This is a genomic window from Bradyrhizobium sp. HKCCYLS3070 (genome assembly GCF_051167575.1).
Lineage (GTDB): Bacteria > Pseudomonadota > Alphaproteobacteria > Rhizobiales > Xanthobacteraceae > Bradyrhizobium.
Genome location: NZ_JBNPTI010000001.1, coordinates 852,160 through 871,889 on the forward strand (window position 1 = coordinate 852,160; position 19,730 = coordinate 871,889).

20 protein-coding genes, 1 tRNA gene and 1 pseudogene are annotated in these 19,730 nt (G+C 65.9%); 11 read left to right on the top strand and 11 right to left on the bottom strand.

The annotated features are described in order from the left end of the window. Window positions 1-254 precede the first annotated feature (254 nt). Window positions 255-599, top strand: coding sequence for a Lin0512 family protein (locus tag ACQR03_RS03855; RefSeq protein WP_315712523.1), 345 nt, complete (start codon window positions 255-257; stop codon window positions 597-599). Window positions 600-1,399: 800 nt separating this feature from the next. Here the strand turns inward: ACQR03_RS03855 and ACQR03_RS03860 are convergent. The 5 genes from ACQR03_RS03860 to ACQR03_RS03880 form a co-directional block, all read right to left on the bottom strand. Then, complete coding sequence (locus tag ACQR03_RS03860) at window positions 1,400-1,645, bottom strand: cysteine rich repeat-containing protein (RefSeq protein WP_315749875.1); 246 nt, start codon at window positions 1,643-1,645, stop codon at window positions 1,400-1,402. Window positions 1,646-1,711: 66 nt separating this feature from the next. After that, window positions 1,712-1,987, bottom strand: coding sequence for a hypothetical protein (locus ACQR03_RS03865; RefSeq protein ID WP_315749876.1), 276 nt, complete (start codon window positions 1,985-1,987; stop codon window positions 1,712-1,714). 55 nt (window positions 1,988-2,042) lie between these two features. Further along, window positions 2,043-2,456: a hypothetical protein gene (locus ACQR03_RS03870; protein ID WP_315749877.1), complete on the bottom strand. Its 414-nt coding sequence runs from the start codon at window positions 2,454-2,456 to the stop codon at window positions 2,043-2,045. A gap of 34 nt (window positions 2,457-2,490) precedes the next feature. Further along, window positions 2,491-5,052, bottom strand: coding sequence for a polynucleotide kinase-phosphatase (locus ACQR03_RS03875; protein ID WP_315749879.1), 2,562 nt, complete (start codon window positions 5,050-5,052; stop codon window positions 2,491-2,493). Between the two features lie 8 nt (window positions 5,053-5,060). Then, window positions 5,061-6,440: a 3' terminal RNA ribose 2'-O-methyltransferase Hen1 gene (locus ACQR03_RS03880; protein WP_316202120.1), complete on the bottom strand. Its 1,380-nt coding sequence runs from the start codon at window positions 6,438-6,440 to the stop codon at window positions 5,061-5,063. A gap of 195 nt (window positions 6,441-6,635) precedes the next feature. On the opposite strand from ACQR03_RS03880, the gene ACQR03_RS03885 reads away from it, so the two are divergent. After that, a complete protein-coding gene (locus tag ACQR03_RS03885) occupies window positions 6,636-7,616 on the top strand; it encodes a glycerophosphodiester phosphodiesterase family protein (protein ID WP_316172350.1) in 981 nt (326 codons plus the stop codon). 83 nt (window positions 7,617-7,699) lie between these two features. Here the strand turns inward: ACQR03_RS03885 and ACQR03_RS03890 are convergent, their stop codons facing one another. Beyond that, the gene (locus ACQR03_RS03890) at window positions 7,700-9,040 is read right to left on the bottom strand and encodes a TROVE domain-containing protein (protein WP_434840967.1); all 1,341 of its coding nucleotides are present in this window, start codon (window positions 9,038-9,040) and stop codon (window positions 7,700-7,702) included. A gap of 176 nt (window positions 9,041-9,216) precedes the next feature. Beyond that, a tRNA-OTHER gene (locus ACQR03_RS03895) sits at window positions 9,217-9,291 on the bottom strand. 1,142 nt (window positions 9,292-10,433) lie between these two features. On the opposite strand from ACQR03_RS03895, the gene ACQR03_RS03900 reads away from it, so the two are divergent. Both ACQR03_RS03900 and ACQR03_RS03905 read left to right on the top strand, forming a co-directional pair. Beyond that, on the top strand, window positions 10,434-11,513 hold the full coding sequence (locus ACQR03_RS03900) for an Acg family FMN-binding oxidoreductase (protein WP_434840968.1): 1,080 nt from the start codon (window positions 10,434-10,436) through the stop codon (window positions 11,511-11,513). 79 nt (window positions 11,514-11,592) lie between these two features. Beyond that, complete coding sequence (locus tag ACQR03_RS03905) at window positions 11,593-11,820, top strand: hypothetical protein (RefSeq protein ID WP_316164666.1); 228 nt, start codon at window positions 11,593-11,595, stop codon at window positions 11,818-11,820. A gap of 2 nt (window positions 11,821-11,822) precedes the next feature. Here ACQR03_RS03905 and ACQR03_RS03910 read toward each other — a convergent pair whose 3' ends face one another. After that, window positions 11,823-12,197, bottom strand: a complete 375-nt coding sequence (locus tag ACQR03_RS03910; protein ID WP_434840969.1) for a hypothetical protein — start codon at window positions 12,195-12,197, stop codon at window positions 11,823-11,825. Between the two features lie 124 nt (window positions 12,198-12,321). Between ACQR03_RS03910 and ACQR03_RS03915 the strand changes: the two genes are divergently transcribed. Further along, entirely contained in the window at window positions 12,322-13,026 is a 705-nt protein-coding gene (locus ACQR03_RS03915) for a glutathione S-transferase family protein (protein ID WP_434840970.1), read from the top strand. Continuing rightward, window positions 13,023-14,003: an oxygenase MpaB family protein gene (locus ACQR03_RS03920; RefSeq protein WP_434840971.1), complete on the top strand. Its 981-nt coding sequence runs from the start codon at window positions 13,023-13,025 to the stop codon at window positions 14,001-14,003. The genes ACQR03_RS03915 and ACQR03_RS03920 overlap by 4 nt, the downstream gene beginning before the upstream one ends. Before the next feature lie 30 nt (window positions 14,004-14,033). Here ACQR03_RS03920 and ACQR03_RS03925 read toward each other — a convergent pair whose 3' ends face one another. Beyond that, complete coding sequence (locus tag ACQR03_RS03925; RefSeq protein WP_434840972.1) at window positions 14,034-14,438, bottom strand: hypothetical protein; 405 nt, start codon at window positions 14,436-14,438, stop codon at window positions 14,034-14,036. Further along, window positions 14,435-16,063, bottom strand: a complete 1,629-nt coding sequence (locus tag ACQR03_RS03930) for a tyrosinase family protein (RefSeq protein WP_434840973.1) — start codon at window positions 16,061-16,063, stop codon at window positions 14,435-14,437. Before ACQR03_RS03930 ends, ACQR03_RS03925 begins: the two co-directional genes overlap by 4 nt. A gap of 107 nt (window positions 16,064-16,170) precedes the next feature. On the opposite strand from ACQR03_RS03930, the gene ACQR03_RS03935 reads away from it, so the two are divergent. Both ACQR03_RS03935 and ACQR03_RS03940 read left to right on the top strand, forming a co-directional pair. Further along, window positions 16,171-16,764 carry a histidine phosphatase family protein gene (locus ACQR03_RS03935; protein WP_316184835.1) on the top strand — a complete coding sequence of 198 codons (594 nt, stop codon included), beginning with the start codon at window positions 16,171-16,173 and terminating at the stop codon, window positions 16,762-16,764. After that, a pseudogene (locus ACQR03_RS03940) lies at window positions 16,761-17,109 on the top strand (helicase-related protein); the annotation flags it as partial. The gene ACQR03_RS03935 and the pseudogene ACQR03_RS03940, both read left to right, overlap by 4 nt. Window positions 17,110-17,155: 46 nt before the next feature. Here ACQR03_RS03940 and ACQR03_RS03945 read toward each other — a convergent pair. Continuing rightward, window positions 17,156-17,350, bottom strand: a complete 195-nt coding sequence (locus ACQR03_RS03945) for a hypothetical protein (RefSeq protein ID WP_316173857.1) — start codon at window positions 17,348-17,350, stop codon at window positions 17,156-17,158. 219 nt (window positions 17,351-17,569) lie between these two features. Here ACQR03_RS03945 and ACQR03_RS03950 point away from each other — a divergent pair, with 219 nt between their 5' ends. The 3 genes from ACQR03_RS03950 to ACQR03_RS03960 all read left to right on the top strand — a co-directional run bounded on the left by ACQR03_RS03950 (window position 17,570) and on the right by ACQR03_RS03960 (window position 19,696). Continuing rightward, a complete protein-coding gene (locus ACQR03_RS03950; protein ID WP_315712500.1) occupies window positions 17,570-17,926 on the top strand; it encodes an ArsC family reductase in 357 nt (118 codons plus the stop codon). 275 nt (window positions 17,927-18,201) lie between these two features. Beyond that, a complete protein-coding gene (locus ACQR03_RS03955) occupies window positions 18,202-18,957 on the top strand; it encodes an ABC transporter ATP-binding protein (protein WP_315712499.1) in 756 nt (251 codons plus the stop codon). Then, window positions 18,950-19,696, top strand: a complete 747-nt coding sequence (locus ACQR03_RS03960; RefSeq protein WP_315712498.1) for an ABC transporter ATP-binding protein — start codon at window positions 18,950-18,952, stop codon at window positions 19,694-19,696. Before ACQR03_RS03955 ends, ACQR03_RS03960 begins: the two co-directional genes overlap by 8 nt. Window positions 19,697-19,730 lie beyond the last annotated feature (34 nt).

The window sequence follows — 19,730 nt, forward strand, 5'->3', positions numbered from 1 at the left end:
CTTCAATGTTCCTCGTGGTCAGCCATGCCAGCCGGATCCGGCCGATGGATCGCCATCACGGGAAAGACGGGGAGGAACATCATTCGAAGACCTTGTTCTCAGGTTCGTCCAGCGCATCATCTTGCACGATATATGTCGGCATCAGATGACCATTTTCTGTGGCGGGGGCGCTTGATGTCCACCCGGCTTGCGTCGGCCGCGCCGTTGGCTAAGGTCGCATGGCGTACGAGGCAAGCAACCGAGGGAAACACGACATGGCGCGCGTCCGCTGTATCACCGAGATGGGCATGGGCGTCGACGTCCACGGCCGCGACGCCACCAAGGCGGCCAAGCGCGCGGTGTCGGACGCGATCCGCCATTCCAGCCTCGGCTTCTTCCGCATGGTCGGCAAGACGCCGCAGGACATGTTCGTGGACGTCACCATCGGCGTGCCGAACCCGGAGGCTGTCGACACCGCTGCAGTGGCCAAGGAGCTGCCCTATGGCACGGTGACCGTGACCGCGGTCAAAGGCGGGCTGGAGATTGCGGCCGAGGCCGGCAGCGACGCCATCATCATCGCCAACGCGGCGGTGCTGGTCCATCTCGACGACGGCAAGTGACGCTCACGTGCAGGGGTCATGCGCGTGGCGTTCTGATATGAATGTCAAACAGCATGTCATCGCGATCCCGCGGCGCGTTGCGCGCCCGGGTGATGATCGTACGGTGTCCCTCTTTGAACAGAGGGCGCAGGGAAGGCCGGGTATCCGCTGATACCCGCGGCCCCCGTGCGTGAAGAAGTGCACGGGGCAGGAACCACAGGCTCAGCCGGACGATCCCGGCCTTCCCTGCGCAACGGTTTTCCGGCTTATACGTGCTCTCCTCGGGGACCGGGCTTTGTTGCCCCCGTCGCCGGCCGATCATCATCTCAGCCGGCTTGACCTCAGCATCGGGAGGCCAGGACCACACGATTTCGCCGGCGCATCCTGCCGTTCGTCCGCACGGCAAGGCCATGCTGCGGCAGAGCTGCGCCCATCGCATCCCGCCTCCACGTTCGTGACGATCGCGAAGCGCCCCTCATGGCGAGGCGGGACGGGCGGAGTATTTCACAGAATTCGGAAAAACAAAAGCGAAATTTTCGTGGACCAGGCGTGCGAACCGCGATCGCATTGCAGGGGCTGTTGAAACGAGTGTTTCGCCGCGCGCCTTTTCCCGCCGGCGGTGCGCTGCCCTGAGGTCGCGGCCACGGCCGCGGACTGATTCATTGTCACCATGGGATCAGGCGGGTGCCGACCTTCTGCGTTTGGCGCCGAAGATCGCATCGTCTCGGCGCAGACAATCTTGCCCGGGCCTGGCCCGATCGCTGTGAAAGTTGCCGGCTGGCTTGCACCCGGAACGGGGCCAGGCCAGCCGATGCGCATACTCAGCGTCTTGGGCCTTTGCCTCGGCCGGGTCCCGTAGTGTCGAGGGCCTGGCGGCAATCCGCCGAGACTTTCTCGCGGTTGCTCTCGAGGCAGGCGCGAACCTGGCCTGCGCCGTGCTGCTTGCCGGAGCAGAAGCTCTGGATGTCAGCGGCGCATTGCGTTGCCACCGGCCCGGTTCCCTGAGCGAAAGCGGGCATGGCCACGGTGGCGGCGATGACGATGGCGAGTTGCACGGACGTCCTCATTCAAGCCTCCTTGGGGAGCGGTGTAGGCACGGTGGCGTGTGTCGTGCGTCCGTTCGTTGCGCAGGATCAAGCCGAAGGGGGAGTCCATGGCCGCGTGGGGCTGGTCTGGTGCGTCGCTGGATGGGGAACTCGAAGCTGTCTGGCATGGACAGTGCGGACCAGGGTGAGGTCATCGCGCAGGCCCGCTTCATCTTGAAACGCGGCTTGGGGGAAAATGCTGGTCCAGGCATCGGCGGGCGAGCCACGCACATAGGCCGGAACGACGCGGAGAGACTTGAGCGCCTCGATGACCGCGTGAGGTGCGACGTCACGAATGTGCAGGTTGGTGATGAACGACCCCATGGCTTCCTTCCGCAACTCGGTTGCTCAAAGTCACGTTTTGGCTTGAGAGCGCCCGTCACTGGGTGCCGCAACCCGGAGCGTAGGCACCATGGGCGGCTGTGATACTCTCGCAGATGACGTCGACATATTCGTCATAGAACATGATGCGAAAATGTCGGCAGCGGGCCAGATGCCGCTGGGCGAAGCTCAGCAGCCAGTCCGACTTTCCCAGGTCCACCACGGCGGCTTGATCGATCGTGGGCCCCCAACTGACTATTTCGCGGGAATAGTCATGGACTTCCTCTGGCGTGACTTGATGCACTTGAGCCTTGTGAAGAATCAAGTGTCGCATATCGTCTTCGGAAGCCCAGTCCGGGTTCAGATAGTCGAGGGCGATCAAGTTCAATCCGTGGCCAAAAAAGTGCCCTCGTCGCAGCTCTGGTCCGCGTCCGTCGGCCCATATCCAATCACGCAAGATCGGCTTGTACATCGCAGAAGATCGGCCTTGTTGGTTCTTGAGCGGCTCACAGCCGCGGATCGATCGGCTCGCTCTCCAGCGCCAGCACCGCGAACACGCATTCGTGCACGCGGCGCAGCGGCTCGCGGGCGACGAAGCGGGTCAGCGCCTCATGGCCGAGCGCGAACTCGCGCAAAGCGAGGCTGCGCTTGCCGTCGAGCTTGCGCTGGCGCAGCCGGGCGATGTGCTCCGGCGCATCATATTCCGGGCCGTAGATGATGCGCAAATATTCTGGGCCGCGCACTTTCAGCGCCGGCTGGATCAGACCCTTCGGTCCGCGCGCGACGAAGTTCTTGGGCTTCACCACCATGCCTTCGCCGCCGCCGGCCGTGAGTTGCTCCCACCATGCGATGGCGTCGGCGATGGCCGTTTCGTCAGCCAGAGCCACGGTGCGCCACTGCGTGCGGGTGACCACGGATGCTGACGCGGCGGCCAGCCGATCGGCGAGCGTCATGTGCCAGACATGGTCCTGATCGAACCAGACCTGGCCCTCGCTGGCGAGCAGGTGAAACGGCGCGACCTTGAGATCGTCGATGCCGCGGACCGGCCAGACATAGGGTGCCCATGCCTCGCCATATCGCCGCGCCCGCGTCACCCGATCGCGGAGGTGATCGCCGAGTGCCGCGACATCAAGACCGCGCGCGGCGGCGCGCGCCAACGCGTCTGCCGCCGCTTCGAGCCCTGCAACCGATGACGCCGCGACCGGCGCGTACTGACTCTCGATCAGGCTGCCGGCCTTCGCCGACCACGGCATGATCTCGGCGTCGAGCAGCAGCCAGCCGGATTGCAGCTCCTGCCAGAGGCCGGCGCTGTCGACAGCATCGCGCAGCCGTGCCAGCAGCGCCTCGCTCATTGCGGGATCGTCGAAGAACGCGCGGCCGGTGCGGGTCCAGATCGCGCCGCTCTCGCCGCCCGCGACGCCGAAGCGGGCCCCGGCGATATCGGCGCTCCTGCACAGCGCGATGACGGCGCGCGAGCCCATGTGCTTCTCCTCGCACACCACCTGCTCGACGCCGCGGGCGCGGAAATGCGCGAACGCTTCCTCGGGGCGCTCCAGCCAGCCGTCGCGCGCGCTGGTCTCCGATGGCGACATGGTCGGTGGCAGATAGACCAGCCACTGCGGCGCGAGCGCGAAACGGCTCATCACCTCCAGCGCAGCGGCCGCGTTCTCCTCGGCCACGACCATGCGGCCGCGCAGCCTGGTGTCGATCCATCGGCGGCCGCTCACGTCATCGATATCGAGCAGCTGATCCGCCTCGGCCTGCGCGGAGGCGCTGCCGGCGCGGGGCGCGAGCGGACGCACCGGCTCGCACCAGACGCGCTCAGCCTCGACATCGATGAGCTCACGCTCCGGCCAGCGCAGCGCCGTCAGCCGGCCGCCGAACACGCAACCAGTGTCGATGCACAGCGTGTTGTTGACCCATTCGGCATTGAGCACGGGCGTGTGACCGTAGACCACGGTGGTCGGTCCGCGATAGTTCGCGGCCCAGTCGGCGCGCACGGGAAGGCCGAACTCGTCGATCTCGCCGGTGGTTTCGCCATACAGCGCGAACTCGCGCACCGCGCCGGAGCCGCGGCCGATCATCTCCTCCTTCAGCCCGGCATGGGCCACCGCGAGCCGGCCGCCATCGAGCCAGACATGGCTGCGCAGGCCGTCGAGGAAGCCGGGCAGGCTGTCGCGGAAGCTTCGATCCTCGCCGATGAGCTGGTCGATCGTGGCCTGCAGGCCGTGCGCGATCGTGACCTTGCGGCCGGCGAGCCAGCGTCCGAACTTGCGGTCATGGTTGCCCTGCACGGCATAGGCAGTGCCTGCCGAGACCATGCCCATGACGATGCGCAGCACGTCCGGCGATTGCGGGCCGCGGTCGACGAGATCGCCGACGAACACGAGCTTGCGGCCTGCGGGCGGCGTGACGCTGACGGCGCGCCGGCCGTCGTCATCGCGCCATCTGACCTGATAGCCGAGCTTCGCCAGCAGCGCCTGCAACTCATCAGCGCAGCCATGGACGTCACCGATGATGTCGAACGGCCCGCGATCTTGCCGCTTGTCCGTCCACAGCGGCTGCCGCGCGATGGTGGCGGCCTCGATGCGCGCGACGCTGTCGAGCTTCCACACCTGACGAAAGCCTTCGCGCTGCAGGCCACCGAAGCCACGGCGGACCTCCGAGACCATGCGCTGCACGACCGGGCCGCCGAAGCTGCGCTCAGGCCGCGACTTGTTTCTGTCGATGCAGACGTCGATGCCGGGATCGAACACGATCGCGACCGGCAGCGCATGCCATTTTCGCGCCAGCTCGACCCAGCCCTTGCGGTCGGCGGGGCGCACATTGGTGGCGTCGATCACCGCGAGCCGGCGGTGCTTCAGCCGCTTGCCGGCGATCTCGCGGACGATGTCGAACGCGTCGGCGGAGACGCCCTGGTCGGTCTCGTCGTCGGCGACGAGCGCGCGGCAATGATCCGAGGAGATCACCTCGGTCGGCAGGAAATGCTTCGCAGCAAAGGTCGACTTGCCGGAGCCGGTCGAGCCGATCAGCACGATCAGCGCGAAATCGGGGATGTCGATGTTCATGGAATTGCTCAGCGGGTGAAGATGGCCATCTGCGTCGGCGCGCCATGGCTCTCGTCGTGATGACCGATGCCGGAGAAGGCGGCCTGATAGTTGAAGGTTGCGCAGATCCGCTGCGCCCAGTCCGCAAACTCGGCGCGCGACCATTCGAAGCGATGGTCGCGGTGGCGGAACTGCCCGGCGGGCAGGCTCGGAAACAGTGCGTTGTATTCGGCGTTCGGCGTGGTAACGATCACCGCGCGCGGCCGCGCTGCGCCGAACACCACGCGCTCGAGCATCGGCAGTCGGTCGGGATCGAGGTGCTCGATCACCTCGACCAGTGCCGCCGCATCGGCCTCGGCCCAGCGCGCATCGCGATAGGTGAGCGAACCGTGCAACAGCATGACGCGACCCTCGGGCGGTGCGCCGGGCGCGCCCAGCTTCAGTCGCTTGGCCGCGCGCTCCAGCTCGCGGACGGCGGGATCAAGCCCGATCAGCCTGTCGACCCAGCGCTCGCGGACCAGGAGCTGCAGCAGCCTGCCTTCGCCGCAGCCGAGGTCGGCGACAATTTTGGCGCCGCTCGCCCGCAACGCCTCGACCACGGCGGCCATGCGCAGGTCGTTGAGGCGGGTCGGCGCCTCCAGTGTCTCTTCTGACTCGCTGCGCGCCTCGGGCTCGATGGCCTCGTCCTGCGTCTCCGGCGCGAGCCGGGCCAGCGCCGCGCGCGCGAGCACGCCGCGATGGCGCAGATAGCGGCGCACGATCAGCTCCTTGGCGGGGTGGGCGTCGAGCCAGCCTTCGCCGCGTTTGAGAAGCTTGTCGATCTCCTCGTCGCCGACCCAATAATGCTTGGCGTCGTCCATGACGGAAATCAGCACGTAGAGATGATTGAGGAGCGCGCTGAGCCGCGCGGTGCCGCGCAAGGTGAGCCGGACGTAGCGGCTCGACGGATCGCCTTGCGGTCCCGGGATCGCGGTGAGATCGACCTGCCAGCCGAGCGGCTCGAACAAATGCCGCAGCACGGCTTCGCCGCCGCGCAGGGGCAGGGGTGTCACAACCGCTTCGAGTGCAATGGCGCTGTCGGCGAGCTCCTGGCGCGCGCTGCTGACGCCGTTCATCGCGGTCCGGAACGCCTTGTTCAGCGCGACCGACAGGAACGACGACGCGGCATAGGGCCTGTCGTTGACATATTGGTCGAGCAGCCCGTCGCTTTGGCCTTTGCCGCGGACGAGGCCGATCGGGTCGACGTCGAGCACCAGCGCCGCCTCGCAGCGGCTCTCGCTGGCCTCGGGATAAAAGATCAGCGCCTTGCCATAGGTGAGCTCGAGCTCGTGCAGCCGCTCCGGATGCTTGTTGAGCAGGTAGCCGAGATCGGTGGCAGGCTGATGGGTGGTGGCGATGGACAGAAACATGAGGTCAGATACCGGATGAAGAAACAGCGATCCAGTGCTTCGAAGCCAAAGTTTGGCGGTGGCCCTTCTCGCATTCGCTTTCGCATCGGCTCTGGGAGCGCTGGACAAAAGGTGCGCCATCTCCGCAGGACAACTCTTTCGGGGAACGAGGGCAGGGACGCAATTCGGCTCGAATCATCATGAAATTGACATCGCATGAGCAGAGTCCTGAAAATCGCCGGGCTGCTGGTGCTGATCTGCGCCGGCTTCATGTTTTTCAACAACGCCAATCTGCAGGTGACAAAGGAGGCTGGGCGGCTGCATCTCCTGGCTCATCGAGGTGTGTCGCAGCAGTTCGATCGCACCGGCCTGACGAGCGAAACCTGCACCGCGGCGCGGATGCTGCCGCCGACGCATGAGTATCTCGAGAACACCATCGCCTCGATGCGCGCCAGCTTTCTGGCCGGCGCCGATATCGTGGAATTCGACGTGCACCCAACCACCGACGGCCAGTTCGCGGTGTTCCATGACTGGACGCTCGACTGTCGCACCGATGGCAAGGGCGTCACGCGCGAGCATGCGATGACGGCGTTGCGGCAGCTCGACATCGGTTATGGCTACACCGCCGATGGCGGGCGCACGTTTCCATTCCGCGGAAAGGGCGTCGGCCTGATGCCGTCGCTGGACGAGGTGCTCGCAGCCTTTCCGGACAAGCCTTTCCTGATCAACGTCAAGAGCAATGATCCGGCGGAAGGCCGACTGCTGGCGGATGCTCTGGCGCGCTTGCCTGGCGCGCGACGGGCGCGACTGATGGTCTATGGCGGCGACGCGCCGATCGCGACGCTCAGGGCGTCTCTGCCGGATCTCAAGGTCATGTCGCGCGGCATGCTGAAGAGCTGCCTGGTCCGTTATCTCGGTTATGGCTGGACCGGCCTGGTGCCGTCCGCGTGCCACAACATGATGGTGCTGGTCCCGATCAATGTCGCGCCGTGGCTGTGGGGCTGGCCGGACCGATTCCTCGCGCGCATGACGCGCGCCGAAAGCAGCGTCTTCGTCCTCGGCTCCTATAGTGGTGAGGCGTTCTCGGCCGGGCTGGACACACCGGACGACATCGCCAGGTTGCCCAAGAACTTTACCGGCGGCGTCATGACCGACGAGATCGAAACCGTGGCGCCGCTGCTGAAGCAGACGCATTGAAGCAAGCAGCGCAACTCGCCGCCGAATGTGCCTGGTAAACGGAAGACCCGGGCGCGTCTGTGACGCGTCCGGGTCGGTTGTCGTCAGTGCAGGGTCGCGCCGCGCAGAGTCTCCTCATGCGCCGCGATCCAGGCGATCACGGCCTCGGAGAAGCCGTCGACCCGCGTCCAGGGTCCGTAGCCGACCCCGTGCTGGTACGACGCCACGTTGACCATGGTCCCGCGCGCCTTGGGCGCCGGCACCGCATCGTGGCTCTGCTCGTCGGTGAAGACGATCAGGCGGTCTCCCTTGCGGTCGACCTCGCCCACCGCACGCCCGAGATAGGTCCCGGAATGCGGCTGCGATCCGAGGATCGCGTCGCGCAGCGCAAAGCCACGCCGCGGCGGCACCTTCACGACCTTGTCGCTGAACGTGAAGATCTCCACCTCGTCGCAGACCTCGCGGGCCAGGATCGCCAGCCCGCACGCCGCGTCCGCGCGCGTCATCTCCGACTTCGCCGACAGCGATGCGAACATCGAGCCGGAGACGTCGATCAGCAGCCGCGTGCGGCCCGGAAGCCGCGCGTAGCCCTTGATCGACCGGAGCATCGCGGCCTCGAGCTCGGGCTCGAAGTCCGGCGCGTGCCGGGCCGCCGTGATGAACCGATACGGCAGGATCCTGTCCGTCCGCATCGTCTCGATCGCGGCCGCGATAATCGCCCGCGACACCCCGGCCTGTTGCATCAGGCGCAGGTTGCGCAGCAACGCCAGCGCTCCGAGCCGCTTCTCTGAGAGCAGCCGCTCGAAGCTCGCGCGCTTGTCCGCACCGGCCGAGAGCGCGACCTCCCAGGTGTCGGGTGACGGCAGCCCGCCATCGGCGAGCTGCTTCCACACCGCCTCCTGCGCGGCGTCCCTGGGCCGAGCGTGCACCAGGAACAGCACGTCGCGAAGCCGCACCGGTCCCTCGCGGTCATACTTCGCGAGCTGATAGGCGTCGAACTTGGCGAACGCCTTCGCCAGCCCCTTCTTGACCTGCGCCGAGACCGGCTGCCGCTTGCGCTGCTGCTGCGGACCCAGAGAATCCGCCCAGTAGATCGCCAGCAGCTCGGTCATCTCGTCCGGCCGCTGGATGATGCGCGACAGCGTCTCGGCGACCCGCGCACGGTGCGTGGGCAGCCGCGCCATCTCGCGGGCGACGAGCAGCGGCGCATGCCGCAGCTTCATCTCCTCGCGTGCACGGACCGCGAGCTGAGCCACCTCGCGCGGCTCGACCAGCGGCACCAGCGCCTTGATGCGCTCGGCGATCGCGATCCCGTCCTCGTAGAACTGGTCCTCCCACAGCAGGCAGCTCATCAGCGTGCGCTGCAGCGCCTGCTCGGGCGCGAGCTGCCGGGACGGCGCACCCTCATGGGTGAAGGCGCGCAGGAACTTGTTGAGCCTGACCATGATGGCCTCCTCTCTGGGTTGATGATGGATGGAATGGCCGGAGCACCGGCCGTCACGCATGATCTCGTCTCGGAGACCATGCGCGGCAGGGGACCGCGCGCCGGGAACGGGCGAATGCTGAGTTCCGCTCCACTGGCATGGAGCGGATAGTGCTCTGCCGCTGAGCTACCGGCGCATGGAACGCCGGATGGGAGTCGAACCCACGACCTCTCGATCCGCAATCGAAGTATCAGCACTCTTCACCACGGCGCGTGGAAGAAGGCGGCGCAGCAGGTAGCTGCGCCGTAACGACGTGACCGCCTGTTCGATGAGGGTCACCGGTTGAGATGGACCACGAGCCGGGAACAGGCGACGACTGAGACCCGGTCGCTGAGAGACCGGACAGCGCTCTGACCTCTGAGCTACCGGCAGGACACCGGGCGGGAGTCGAACCCGCGACCTCTGGCGTGCAAGGCGAAGTAACAGTCGTCTTCACCACGGCTCGTGGATACGTTCGGCGGGGAATAAGCGATGCTGTCGCTGCCCCAATGGGGCGCTCGGTTTCAACGAAGTAACAGACATCTTCACCACCGCCTTGGCCGCCCGGCGGTCACCGAGTGGCGTTGATGGCATGCTGGGGAACAGGCGGTCTCGGCGATCAATGACGCCAGCGCAGGTCATCCGAAAGAAGAACAACCGCAACCCGCGACTCGACGGCCCTCGCATGGCCGCCTCCACGGTACGTGACGCCATAGGCGGGATTCGAACCCGCATCACCAATGGCACGAAGGAGCCGACACCTTCACCACCAGCAGCTCCCGGCCGCAAGCGGCCGGGAATTCAAATAGCTTGTCTGCGGCGCTCTTCGGCGCCGCATGTTGCGAGCTCCTTGGAGCTCGCTCTGCCATCGGTGTCCGGCGTTGCCGCCTCGTTCCCTCCGACAGGCCCCGCGCGCTCGGGCACGCGCATCACCTGCGCGAGCCCCGGGATCCGGGTCTCCCGTTCCGGCTGACAGCCGGGACTTCCGTTGGTTTCGCCGTGCAGCCGGTTCGCCCGAGGGCAACAAAAAACCCTCCGGAGCGGCTGGCTCGGGAGGGTCCGTGTGATGCGGACTGTTGATCTTGCCTCAAGCAAGATCGCTCCCCCGAGCATGGCGTGCGCCATCCGCCGGCATGACGCCGTTGGACGTGCGGATGAAGTGTTCGTAGCCGAAGGACATCGTCTCGCTCATGTTTGTCGCGGGCGCAGTCGCTCGCGAGGCCGCGGGACATACGCCGCTTTGTTGGTGCTGTCAACAGCATGGAGTCGATGTTCTTGCCGGCTGCCGCGGCCTTGATCTGCAACAACGCGCCGATGCGGAACATGCTTATCGTGAGGACATCGAGGTCGCGGCGAGAATTGCGGGCGCAGAGTCATGAACCGACGGCAGGTCCTGATAGGAGGCGGTAGCGCGCTTGCGGTGGCCGCGCTCGGCGCCGGCACCTGGCGCGCCGCGACCGGCACGATGCGCGCCTATGACGACTATATCGCCCGGTTGCGCGCACCGCTGTCGCCCGAGATCACCGATGTCATCCGTTACGCGACACTCGCAGCCAACGGTCACAACACGCAGCCATGGCGCTTTCGCGTGACGCAGGATGCGATCGAGATCATGCCCGATCCGTCACGCCGCACGCCGGTGGTCGATCCGGACGACCATCATCTGTTCGTCAGCCTCGGCTGCGCCGCCACCAATCTCGCGATCGCGGCGGCTGCAAGCGGCCGAAGGGGCGAGGTTGCCATCGATGGGCAGACGGTGCGCTACAGCTTTATGAACGCCGAGCCGCATGATGATCCGCTATTGCCTGCGATCGTCCGCAGACAGTCGACACGTGCCGACTACGACGGACGCGCCGTGCCGTCAGGCGATCTTGCGGCGTTGCAGGTGGCAGCAGCCACGCGAGGCGTCGATCTCATACTCATTGCGGATCGTACCGTGATTGCGGCCATCCGCGATCTCGTCGTCGCCGGCAATGACGCCCAGATGCGCGACGCCGCGTTCGTGCGCGAGCTGAAGTCCTGGCTGCGCTTCAATCCGCGCAGCGCGATGGCAACGGGTGACGGCCTGTTTGCACCCGCGAGCGGCAATCCGTCGTTGCCGATCGCGCTCGGCGGCATCGCGTTCGACCACCTCTTCGATGCGGCGGCAGAGAACGACAAATATGCGCGCCAGATCGGCTCATCTGCCGGTCTTGCCGTGTTCGCAGCCGAGAACGCCGATCCCTCGCACTGGATCAGGGTCGGGCAGGCGTGCCAGCGCTTTGCGCTCGAGGCGACGCGCCTAGGCCTCAAGCTCGCCTTCATCAACCAGCCGGTAGAGGTGGCTGCGCTGCGTCCCGAACTGGCGCGCGTGATCGGAACGACGCGGCGGCCGGATCTCGTGTTGCGTTTCGGCTATGGTCCTACGCTGCCGTTCGCGCCGCGGCGGCCGGTCGCAGACGTGCTGGGTTCATGAGTCGTTCCTGTCAATCTTGACGGATTTGCGACTCGGTGCATTGCTTCGCTGCATGTTCGAGAACACCCGATTGGCACGCATGAGCGACGGGCATTATTGCCTGGTGCGCGACCTTGGCCTGGTCAAGGGCGGCAAGGGCATGCGCCATCACGAAGTGGTGGTGGATTTCAGCTATCGCGGCATGAAGCTGTTTGCCAAGCAGGGCGCGTCGTCGCTGATGCGCAGGGTCGCGGCGAAGCTCGCGCAGCATGACGCCACCTCGAAACTGCCGGCGCTGCTGCGCGTGCGCCTGCGCGAACCGCAGTAGCGTCAGCGCTTCCGCCGAAGCTCACCGCGCTGCGGCGTAATCGGTCGTTTCGGGTCGTAGGGGCTGTCCGGATTGACGTCGAGCTCGACGTCGGCGACGCAGTGTTGCGGCTGGCGATGGCTGCCCCCGGAATGCCAGCGCCCCTGGCGCAGCTCGACCTCGCTGATGTCAGCGACATCGAAGCACTTCCATTGGCCGCCCGGCGGCAGGCCGCTGCTCGCGCCGCCCGCGAACTGGAATGCGAGCACGCGCTCGCGGCCGGCGGTGTGGCCGAGGATGATCGGGCAGATCGCGCGGGCGAAGCCCCCATACGTGCACAGCACCGGCTGGCGCGTGATCATCGCCTGCATGATCAACTGGTAGGTCGGGCTCGGCATGCTGGCTTTCTGCACGATGCAGCAACATAAGACCGTCGGCCGCATGCGGTTCCGCATCGAACCTTGCAGCGGCGGCTCACGGGCTTAGATTGAGGCCTCAGCGACAAAGCGAGCAAGAGCCACGATGTCCGATCTCTCCAGATTTCCGATCACCACGCGCTGGCCGGCGCAGCATCCCGACCGCATCCAGCTCTATTCACTGCCGACCCCGAACGGCGTGAAGGTCTCGATCATGCTGGAGGAGACCGGCCTGGCCTACGAGCCGCACACGATCGATTTCGGCAAGGACGACCAGAAGACCCCTGAATTCCTCTCGCTCAATCCGAACGGCAAGATTCCCGCGATCATCGATCCCGACGGTCCCGGCGGCCAGCCGCTCGGCCTGTTCGAATCCGGCGCGATCCTGCAGTACCTTGCCGAGAAGACCGGAAAATTCCTGCCGAACGATCCGGCGCGGCGCTGGCAGACGATCCAGTGGGTGCATTTCCAGATGGGCGGCATCGGTCCCATGTTCGGGCAGCTCGGCTTCTTCCACAAATTCGCCGGCCGCGAGTACGAGGACAAGCGGCCGTTGCAGCGCTATGTCGCGGAGAGCAGGCGGCTGCTCGGCGTGCTCGAGGCGCGGCTCGATGGCCGGCAGTGGATCATGGACGCCGACTACACGATTGCCGATATCGCGACGCTTGGCTGGGTGCGCAACCTGATCGGGTTCTACGGCGCGCGCGACATCGTCGCCTTTGATGAGCTGAAGCACGTGCCGGCCTGGCTCGAACGCGGGCTGGCGCGGCCGGCGGTACAGCGCGGGCTGGAGATCCCGCAGCGGCCGTGATCGTCAGCGATGCCGATTTCGAACGGTGCTTGGCCGAGGTGCTGTCCGCGCCGGCCACGCCGGGCGATGCCGTGCTGCCGTCCGACAGCGTGATGTGGCGCGTGCATCGCGAGGCCGCGCTGTTTCTCGGCGCTGGCCGCGCGCTGCTTTTGCAGCTCGCCCATCCCTGGGTGGCGGCGGGCATTGCCGAGCAGTCCAAGGTGTTCGCCGACCCGCTCGGCCGTTTCCACCGCACCTTCAGCATCGTCTACACCATGGTGTTCGGCACGCGCGCGCAGGCGGTCGCGGTGGCGCGGCGGCTGTACCGCCGGCACGCCGCGGTCGACGGCGTGATGCCGGAGACGGTCGGACCGTTTACGGCCGGCTCGCGCTATCGCGCCAATGACGTCGACGCGCTGCGCTGGGTCCATGCCACCCTGGTTGAGACTGCGATGATGTCCTACGGCCTGCTGTGCCGCCCGCTCGACGATGCCGAGCGCGAGCAATATTGGCGCGAGGCGACGCGGTTCGCGGGCCTGTTCGGAATTCCACACGAGGCCATGCCGCCGGACTGGACGTCGTTCAAGGCCTATACGGCCGAGATGATGGCGTCGGAGACGCTCACGGTCGGCCCGGCGGCGCGCGAGATCGCGCAGCGCATCTTCTCCGGCGAGGCGACCCTTATCGGACCGCCGCGCTGGTTCACGGCGTTGACGGCCGAGATGCTGCCGGAGCGGCTGCGGCTTGCGTTCGTGCTGCCCTATGGCGAGCGCGAACGCCGCAGCGCGGCGCGCGCCAGGCGGTTTCTGCCGCGCGCCTATGCGATGCTGCCGGAGAGATTGCGTACCGTCGGCCCCTATCAGGAGGCGATGGCGCGCATCGAGGGGACGGCGTGTCCGCCGTTCACGCGGCTGCTCAACCGCGTCTGGATCGGACAGCCCAGCATGGCGAGCCCGTTCGAGCAGCGCGCAGAACGTGCGCGGAGCGGGACGGTCTGAGTCCGGCGCGCTTGCGGCGCGGACGACGGATCATGGCCGGGGAGCAAGCTTGAGCGTGATGCCGCGAACCTCCTGCGGCGTCGGCGCGCGGCTGCCGCCGGGTTGGCTGATGCTGAGACGGATCGACAGCCGTCCACTCTTGATCGCCTCCTTCGGCACCGGAAGCGCGTAGGTGCCGGCCTCCGCGCCAGTGCGAAGGCCGAATGGCGAGATGGTCCCGAGCGGCATCCCGGACGCCGTCGTCACCGTCACCTCCTGGCCTCGCCCCAGTGCGCCCAGGCTGATCTCGACGACGGGAGCCTCGCTCGCATCCAATGGCCGCGGCACGACCAGATCGACGGCTCTGAACGGCTCCGCGGCCAAGGACGAGGTCGGCCGCAGCACGGCACAGAGCAGCACGGCGCAGGTCCGCAGCGCGGCGCGCCTGCCGTTCATCGGCGCAGCGGTCCGACCGAGAGCGCTTTCAGCGTCGGCGCGGTGCCGACGCCGCCCGAGGGCACGACGCGGATGCTCAGCGGCTGGTTGGGCGCGGCCCGCAGGGCGGAGAAGGCCTCCTGCTTCGTCGGCAGCGGCACCGCGAAACTCGCATCCGTGGTCATGGCCATGCCCGGCATCATCGATCCGAAAAAGGCGATGGTGCCTGCATAATACGGGCTGTCAGCCGTGACCTTGCTGACGTTGGCGGGCGCGTTGACCAGGACGTCGAATTCGCGAACGGTCGAATAGCCGCTCGGGCGAGGCAGCGTGATCTGCGCCATCAGCGGCTGCGGCCGCGCTGCCGCCAGATGCGCTTCGAGCGCATCGCCAGGGATCCTCACCGTGCCCACATTGGCCTTGACCGAGCCCTGCTGCGGCTTGGCCTGCGGCGCCGCGGCGACCGCGGGCGGATTGACGATGTCCTCGCCGAAGCCTGGCGCATAGTCGTAGTCGAAGCGGTCGGTCGAGATGTAGTCGCCGGCCTTGCTGGGGCCGACGTAGCCGCCCTTGCCGTCGGCATAGAACAGGAACGGCTCGTCGGAGAACGTCTTCAGGTCGGCGCCCTGCGGCAGATAGGGCAGCTTGAGCCGCTGCTGCTTGCGCGTCCAGACATCCCAGAGCCGGTCCATGTTCGAATGGTGGAGGAAGAAGATCGGATCGACCGGCGACAGGAAGTTGGTCATGTTGCCGTAGGGGCCGGGATCGAGGGGGCCGACGCCGCCGATGTAGTTGTGGACCTTGTTGTGCGGCAGGCCTTCCAGGGTCGAGAACTTGGTCGCGCCATTCGGCTGGGTGTTATGCGAGGCGGTCTTCGAGCTGGTGAAGCTCAGATAGTTGTCGGGGTTGTAGAAGTCGGTCGGCAGCAGGCCCGCCATGATCACGAAGGGCGAGACGTCGTAGGTGGTCTTGGCGTCGAGCTTCGGATTGTCGCGTGACAGATAGCGTGAGGCGCAGGTGGTCGCGAAGGCCTCATTGCCGGAGATGCCGGCATTGGCGGACGGCGAGAAGCCGGTGACGTCGTTCCAGAGATCGTCGATCGACTTGTAGCCGCGGATCTCGAGCTGGCCGCGCTGATCCTTCGACAGGCTGTTCCAGTAATCCGTCAGCGCCGGCTTGATGAACGAGGTGAAGACCGCGAGATTCCCGGTGAACGGCTGATACGCCCGGTCGGTCGGTGTCAGTACGGCGTCGAACATGCCGGCGGGAATCTCCGGCAGCTCGGTCCAGTCCCAATAGGGCAGCGCGAAATTGTCGTCGCCACTGAGGGCGCGGATCGATTGCTCGAAATAGCCGAGATAGCCGCGATGCCAGACGTAGAACCACCAGTTGCCGTGCGGGCAGTCCATCAGGTGGATGAACGCGTTGCGAAACCAGTTCTGCGGATGGTTTGCGGGAAGCTGCAGCATGGCGGCGACGCCTTTGGCGTAGCTCGCCAGCATCTTCTGGCCTTCCGCGCTGGTGACGCTGTGGCGGCGATATTTCGCGGCGGCGCGGCTCGGCCTCGGCGAGATGACGGTGGAGGCTGCCGCCATCGCGGCCGTTGCCAGGAATGTCCGGCGGGTCTGTCGCAATCCCATGCTCATCTGAAATGAATCCTGGTTGGAAAAACGCCATGATGCGGTCTCGCGATTGCAATCTCAAGTAGCAATTGCGTGTGATGGATGTATGATGCCAGCTGAGAGGTTTGCCGATGAACGCGCTGACGCTGCTGATCATCCGCCATGCCGAGAAGCCCGACGGCGACGCGACAGGCCCGGGCCTGACCCACGAGGGCCAGCCGGACTCCAAGTCGCTGGTGATCTTCGGCTGGGAGCGGGCAGGGGCCTGGACGGCGCTGTTCGGCAGCGGACTGGGCGGCACGGATTATCCGACACCGCAGGCGGTCTATGCCGCCGATCCCGACAGCACCGAGGACGGCTCCGACCCGAGCCGCCGGCCCTATGAGACGGTGCTCGATTTGGCTGCGCGCGTCGGCCTCGACAAGCCGAACACGTCCTTTGCGAAGGGGCAGGAGGCGGCGCTGGTCGAAGCCCTGCTATCGCTGTCCGGCACCGTGCTGGTGGCGTGGGAGCACAAGGCGATCATCTCCGACATCCTGCCGCGGCTGCCGGTGAGCAATGAAAGCCAGTTACCGACCCACTGGTCCGGCAAACGCTTCGATGTGGTGCTGCGGTTCGATCGCGCGGACGGCGGGGCGGAATTCACGTTCAGCGAACTCTATCCCTGCCTGATGCCGGGGGATTCCGACAAGCCGCTGAAGAGCGATCCGATGGACGGGGGCTGACAAGCGATACGCGCGATCGCAAGCGTGCGATCACGGCGTTCCAGAAGGGCGACAGCCCGGTATTCCTGACCAGCCTCAAGGCCGGCGGCGGGCTGAACCTGCGGCGACCGACACCGTCATCATCTACCACCCCTGGTGGAATCCGCAGTGGAGGCGCAGGCGATCGATCGAGCCCACCGCATCGGCCAGGACAAGACGGTCTTCGTCTATCGGTTGGTCGCCGCCGGGACGATCGAGGAGAAGATCGGTGAGCGCAAGCAGGCGCTGGCCGATTCACTGTTCGATCGCGAGGGCAATGTCGGCAAGGCGCTGACGGAGGAGGATATCGCCGCGCTGCTGTCCTGACGGCGTGTGGAGATGCGTTGCGCGTGGCATCCATTATTCTGTGCGGTCACGCCAGTGCAATGCGCTCGCGCGTCTCCTCGACCCAGGCATGGGCGGCGAACCATTCATGGTAGATGCGGCAGTGCGGGCAGTAGGCGCGCGAGAAGAACACGGGCATGCGCTGAAAGCGCGCGGCGTCCATTTCCATCCCTGTCTCGATGCTGCGGCCGGTCTGCTGACAACGGACCATGATCTTGCCCATTCGCGGTCTCCTGTTCGTGCGCCAGATACGCCGGGGATGCGAAGAAAATGTAATGCTCAGCCGACAGTTTCGTGGCAAAGGTCAGAGTGAATTCCGACCGCGGAACGCGCGGCGTCGGCTGCATCAAAAGCGGGTGAATCGCGCTACAAAATGCACCGCCGATTGTCGCAACGCGGGACATCCGCCGCGGTCGGACACGATTGTTTGAGGACGCGTGGCATGAGCATCACGATCTACGGAATCAAGAACTGCGACACGATGAAGAAGGCGCGGGCCTGGCTCGACGATCACGGCGTCGCTTACGAATTCCACGACTACAAGACCGCCGGAATCGACAAAGCTAAACTCAAGGCATGGAGCGACGAGCTCGGCTGGGAGGTGCTGCTCAATCGCGCCGGGACGACGTTCAAGAAGTTGCCCGACGCGGACAAGAACGGACTCACCGAGAGCAAGGCGATCGCGCTCATGCTGGCGCAGCCTTCGATGATCAAACGCCCGGTGCTCGATCTCGGCGGCCGCCGCGTGGTGGGCTTCAAGCCGGATCTCTACGCAAAGGACGTGAAGGCTGCGAAGTAGTTGGAGCCGCGATCGCCGCGCGCGTGCAGGAAAATGCCGGTGGTATGATTTTCTATGTCAGCGGGAAATACCGGCCGATTTCAACGCAAGGTCCGCCGGCCGCCTTGCGACGTCGTTGCCCAGCTTTCCGCCTTGCCTAACTCCCTCGATTGACGGCATATTCCGGCGCGAAGCGGTCTCGGGTGGCGACGAGGAATCGTCCAGCCGTCCGGCAGAGCCGCCGTACAGGAAGAAGCGAGGGCCAGGCGCTGACGGCGCCGGCTTGGGGGGAATCTTTGGCTGACGAGTTCATTCTCGAGACCCACGGATTGACGAAGGAATTCGCGGGATTTTTTGCCGTTCGCGATGTTTCGCTCAAGATCCGCCGGGGCACCATTCACGCGCTGATCGGCCCGAACGGGGCCGGCAAGACCACGTGCTTCAACCTGCTGACGAAGTTCCTGACGCCGTCGGCCGGCAAGATTCTCTATAAGGGTCAGGACATTACGGCGACCGCGCCGGCCGACGTGGCGCGTCTTGGCCTAGTCCGCTCGTTCCAGATCTCGGCGGTGTTTCCGCATATGACGGCGCTGGAGAACGTCCGCGTCGCCCTGCAGCGCCAGCATGGCTCGTCGTTCGATTTCTGGCGCTCCAAGAGCGTTCTGAACCGCTTCAACAGCCGGGCGCTCGAGCTGCTCGACGACGTCGGTCTCAGCGAGTTCGCCAATATTCCGGCAGTCGAAATGCCCTATGGGCGCAAGCGTGCGCTGGAGATCGCGACCACGCTGGCGCTCGATCCGGAGATGATGCTGCTGGACGAGCCGATGGCCGGCATGGGCCATGAGGACATCGACAAGATCGCCGCGCTGATCAAGCGCATCTCCGCCAAATACACGATCCTGATGGTCGAGCATAATCTCAGCGTCGTCGCCAACCTCTCCGACACCATCACCGTGCTGACGCGCGGGCAGGTGCTGACGGAAGGGCCGTATTCTGAGCTCTCCAAGGACGAGCGCGTCAAGGAAGCCTATCTGGGAGCCGGACATGCCTGAGGTGATGACGGCCACGAAGCCAGGGCAGGCGGCTGCGACCAGCACCATTCTCGACGTCAACAACCTCGAGAGCTGGTACGGCGAATCCCACATTCTCCACGGCATGAACTTCAACGTGAATGCCGGCGAGGTCGTCACCCTGCTCGGGCGCAACGGCGCCGGCAAGACCACGACGCTGAAATCGATCATGGGGATCATCGGCAAGCGCACCGGCTCGGTTCAGTTCAACGGCCAGCAGCTGATCCGCATGACCTCCGACAAGATCGCGCGGCTCGGCATCGCGCTGTGCCCGGAGGAGCGCGGCATCTTCGCGAGCCTCGACGTGCGCGAGAACCTGCTGTTGCCGCCGGTGGTGCGGCCGGGCGGGCTGACGCTCGACCAGATCTTCGAGCTGTTTCCGAATCTGAAGGAGCGGCTGAAGAGCCAGGGCACCAAGCTTTCCGGCGGCGAGCAGCAGATGCTTGCGATCGCGCGCATCCTGCGCACCGGTGCAAGCTTCCTGATGCTGGACGAGCCGACCGAGGGTCTCGCGCCCGTGATCATCCAGCAGATCGGCCACACCATCGCGCGGCTGAAGAAGGAAGGCTTCACGATTCTCCTCGTCGAGCAGAACTTCCGTTTCGCCTCGACGGTCGCTGACCGCTACTACGTGGTCGAGCACGGCAAGGTCATCGACGGCTTTGCCAATGCCGATCTGTCGGCCAACATGGACAAGCTGCATACTTATCTCGGCGTCTGACCAGCGCCAGCGACGCTGACCTGGCAGTTCCTTC

Bases quoted from the DNA above. Each gene is read 5' to 3' on its own strand.
- ACQR03_RS03855 (WP_315712523.1), top strand. From the start codon at position 255: ATGGCGCGCGTCCGCTGTATCACCGAGATGGGCATGGGCGTCGACGTC.
- ACQR03_RS03860 (WP_315749875.1), bottom strand. From the start codon at position 1,645: ATGAGGACGTCCGTGCAACTCGCCATCGTCATCGCCGCCACCGTGGCC.
- ACQR03_RS03865 (WP_315749876.1), bottom strand. From the start codon at position 1,987: ATGGGGTCGTTCATCACCAACCTGCACATTCGTGACGTCGCACCTCAC.
- ACQR03_RS03870 (WP_315749877.1), bottom strand. From the start codon at position 2,456: ATGTACAAGCCGATCTTGCGTGATTGGATATGGGCCGACGGACGCGGA.
- ACQR03_RS03875 (WP_315749879.1), bottom strand. From the start codon at position 5,052: ATGAACATCGACATCCCCGATTTCGCGCTGATCGTGCTGATCGGCTCG.
- ACQR03_RS03880 (WP_316202120.1), bottom strand. From the start codon at position 6,440: ATGTTTCTGTCCATCGCCACCACCCATCAGCCTGCCACCGATCTCGGC.
- ACQR03_RS03885 (WP_316172350.1), top strand. From the start codon at position 6,636: ATGAGCAGAGTCCTGAAAATCGCCGGGCTGCTGGTGCTGATCTGCGCC.
- ACQR03_RS03890 (WP_434840967.1), bottom strand. From the start codon at position 9,040: ATGGTCAGGCTCAACAAGTTCCTGCGCGCCTTCACCCATGAGGGTGCG.
- ACQR03_RS03900 (WP_434840968.1), top strand. From the start codon at position 10,434: ATGAACCGACGGCAGGTCCTGATAGGAGGCGGTAGCGCGCTTGCGGTG.
- ACQR03_RS03905 (WP_316164666.1), top strand. From the start codon at position 11,593: ATGAGCGACGGGCATTATTGCCTGGTGCGCGACCTTGGCCTGGTCAAG.
- ACQR03_RS03910 (WP_434840969.1), bottom strand. From the start codon at position 12,197: ATGCCGAGCCCGACCTACCAGTTGATCATGCAGGCGATGATCACGCGC.
- ACQR03_RS03915 (WP_434840970.1), top strand. From the start codon at position 12,322: ATGTCCGATCTCTCCAGATTTCCGATCACCACGCGCTGGCCGGCGCAG.
- ACQR03_RS03925 (WP_434840972.1), bottom strand. From the start codon at position 14,438: ATGAACGGCAGGCGCGCCGCGCTGCGGACCTGCGCCGTGCTGCTCTGT.
- ACQR03_RS03930 (WP_434840973.1), bottom strand. From the start codon at position 16,063: ATGAGCATGGGATTGCGACAGACCCGCCGGACATTCCTGGCAACGGCC.
- ACQR03_RS03935 (WP_316184835.1), top strand. From the start codon at position 16,171: ATGAACGCGCTGACGCTGCTGATCATCCGCCATGCCGAGAAGCCCGAC.
- ACQR03_RS03945 (WP_316173857.1), bottom strand. From the start codon at position 17,350: ATGGGCAAGATCATGGTCCGTTGTCAGCAGACCGGCCGCAGCATCGAG.
- ACQR03_RS03950 (WP_315712500.1), top strand. From the start codon at position 17,570: ATGAGCATCACGATCTACGGAATCAAGAACTGCGACACGATGAAGAAG.
- ACQR03_RS03960 (WP_315712498.1), top strand. From the start codon at position 18,950: ATGCCTGAGGTGATGACGGCCACGAAGCCAGGGCAGGCGGCTGCGACC.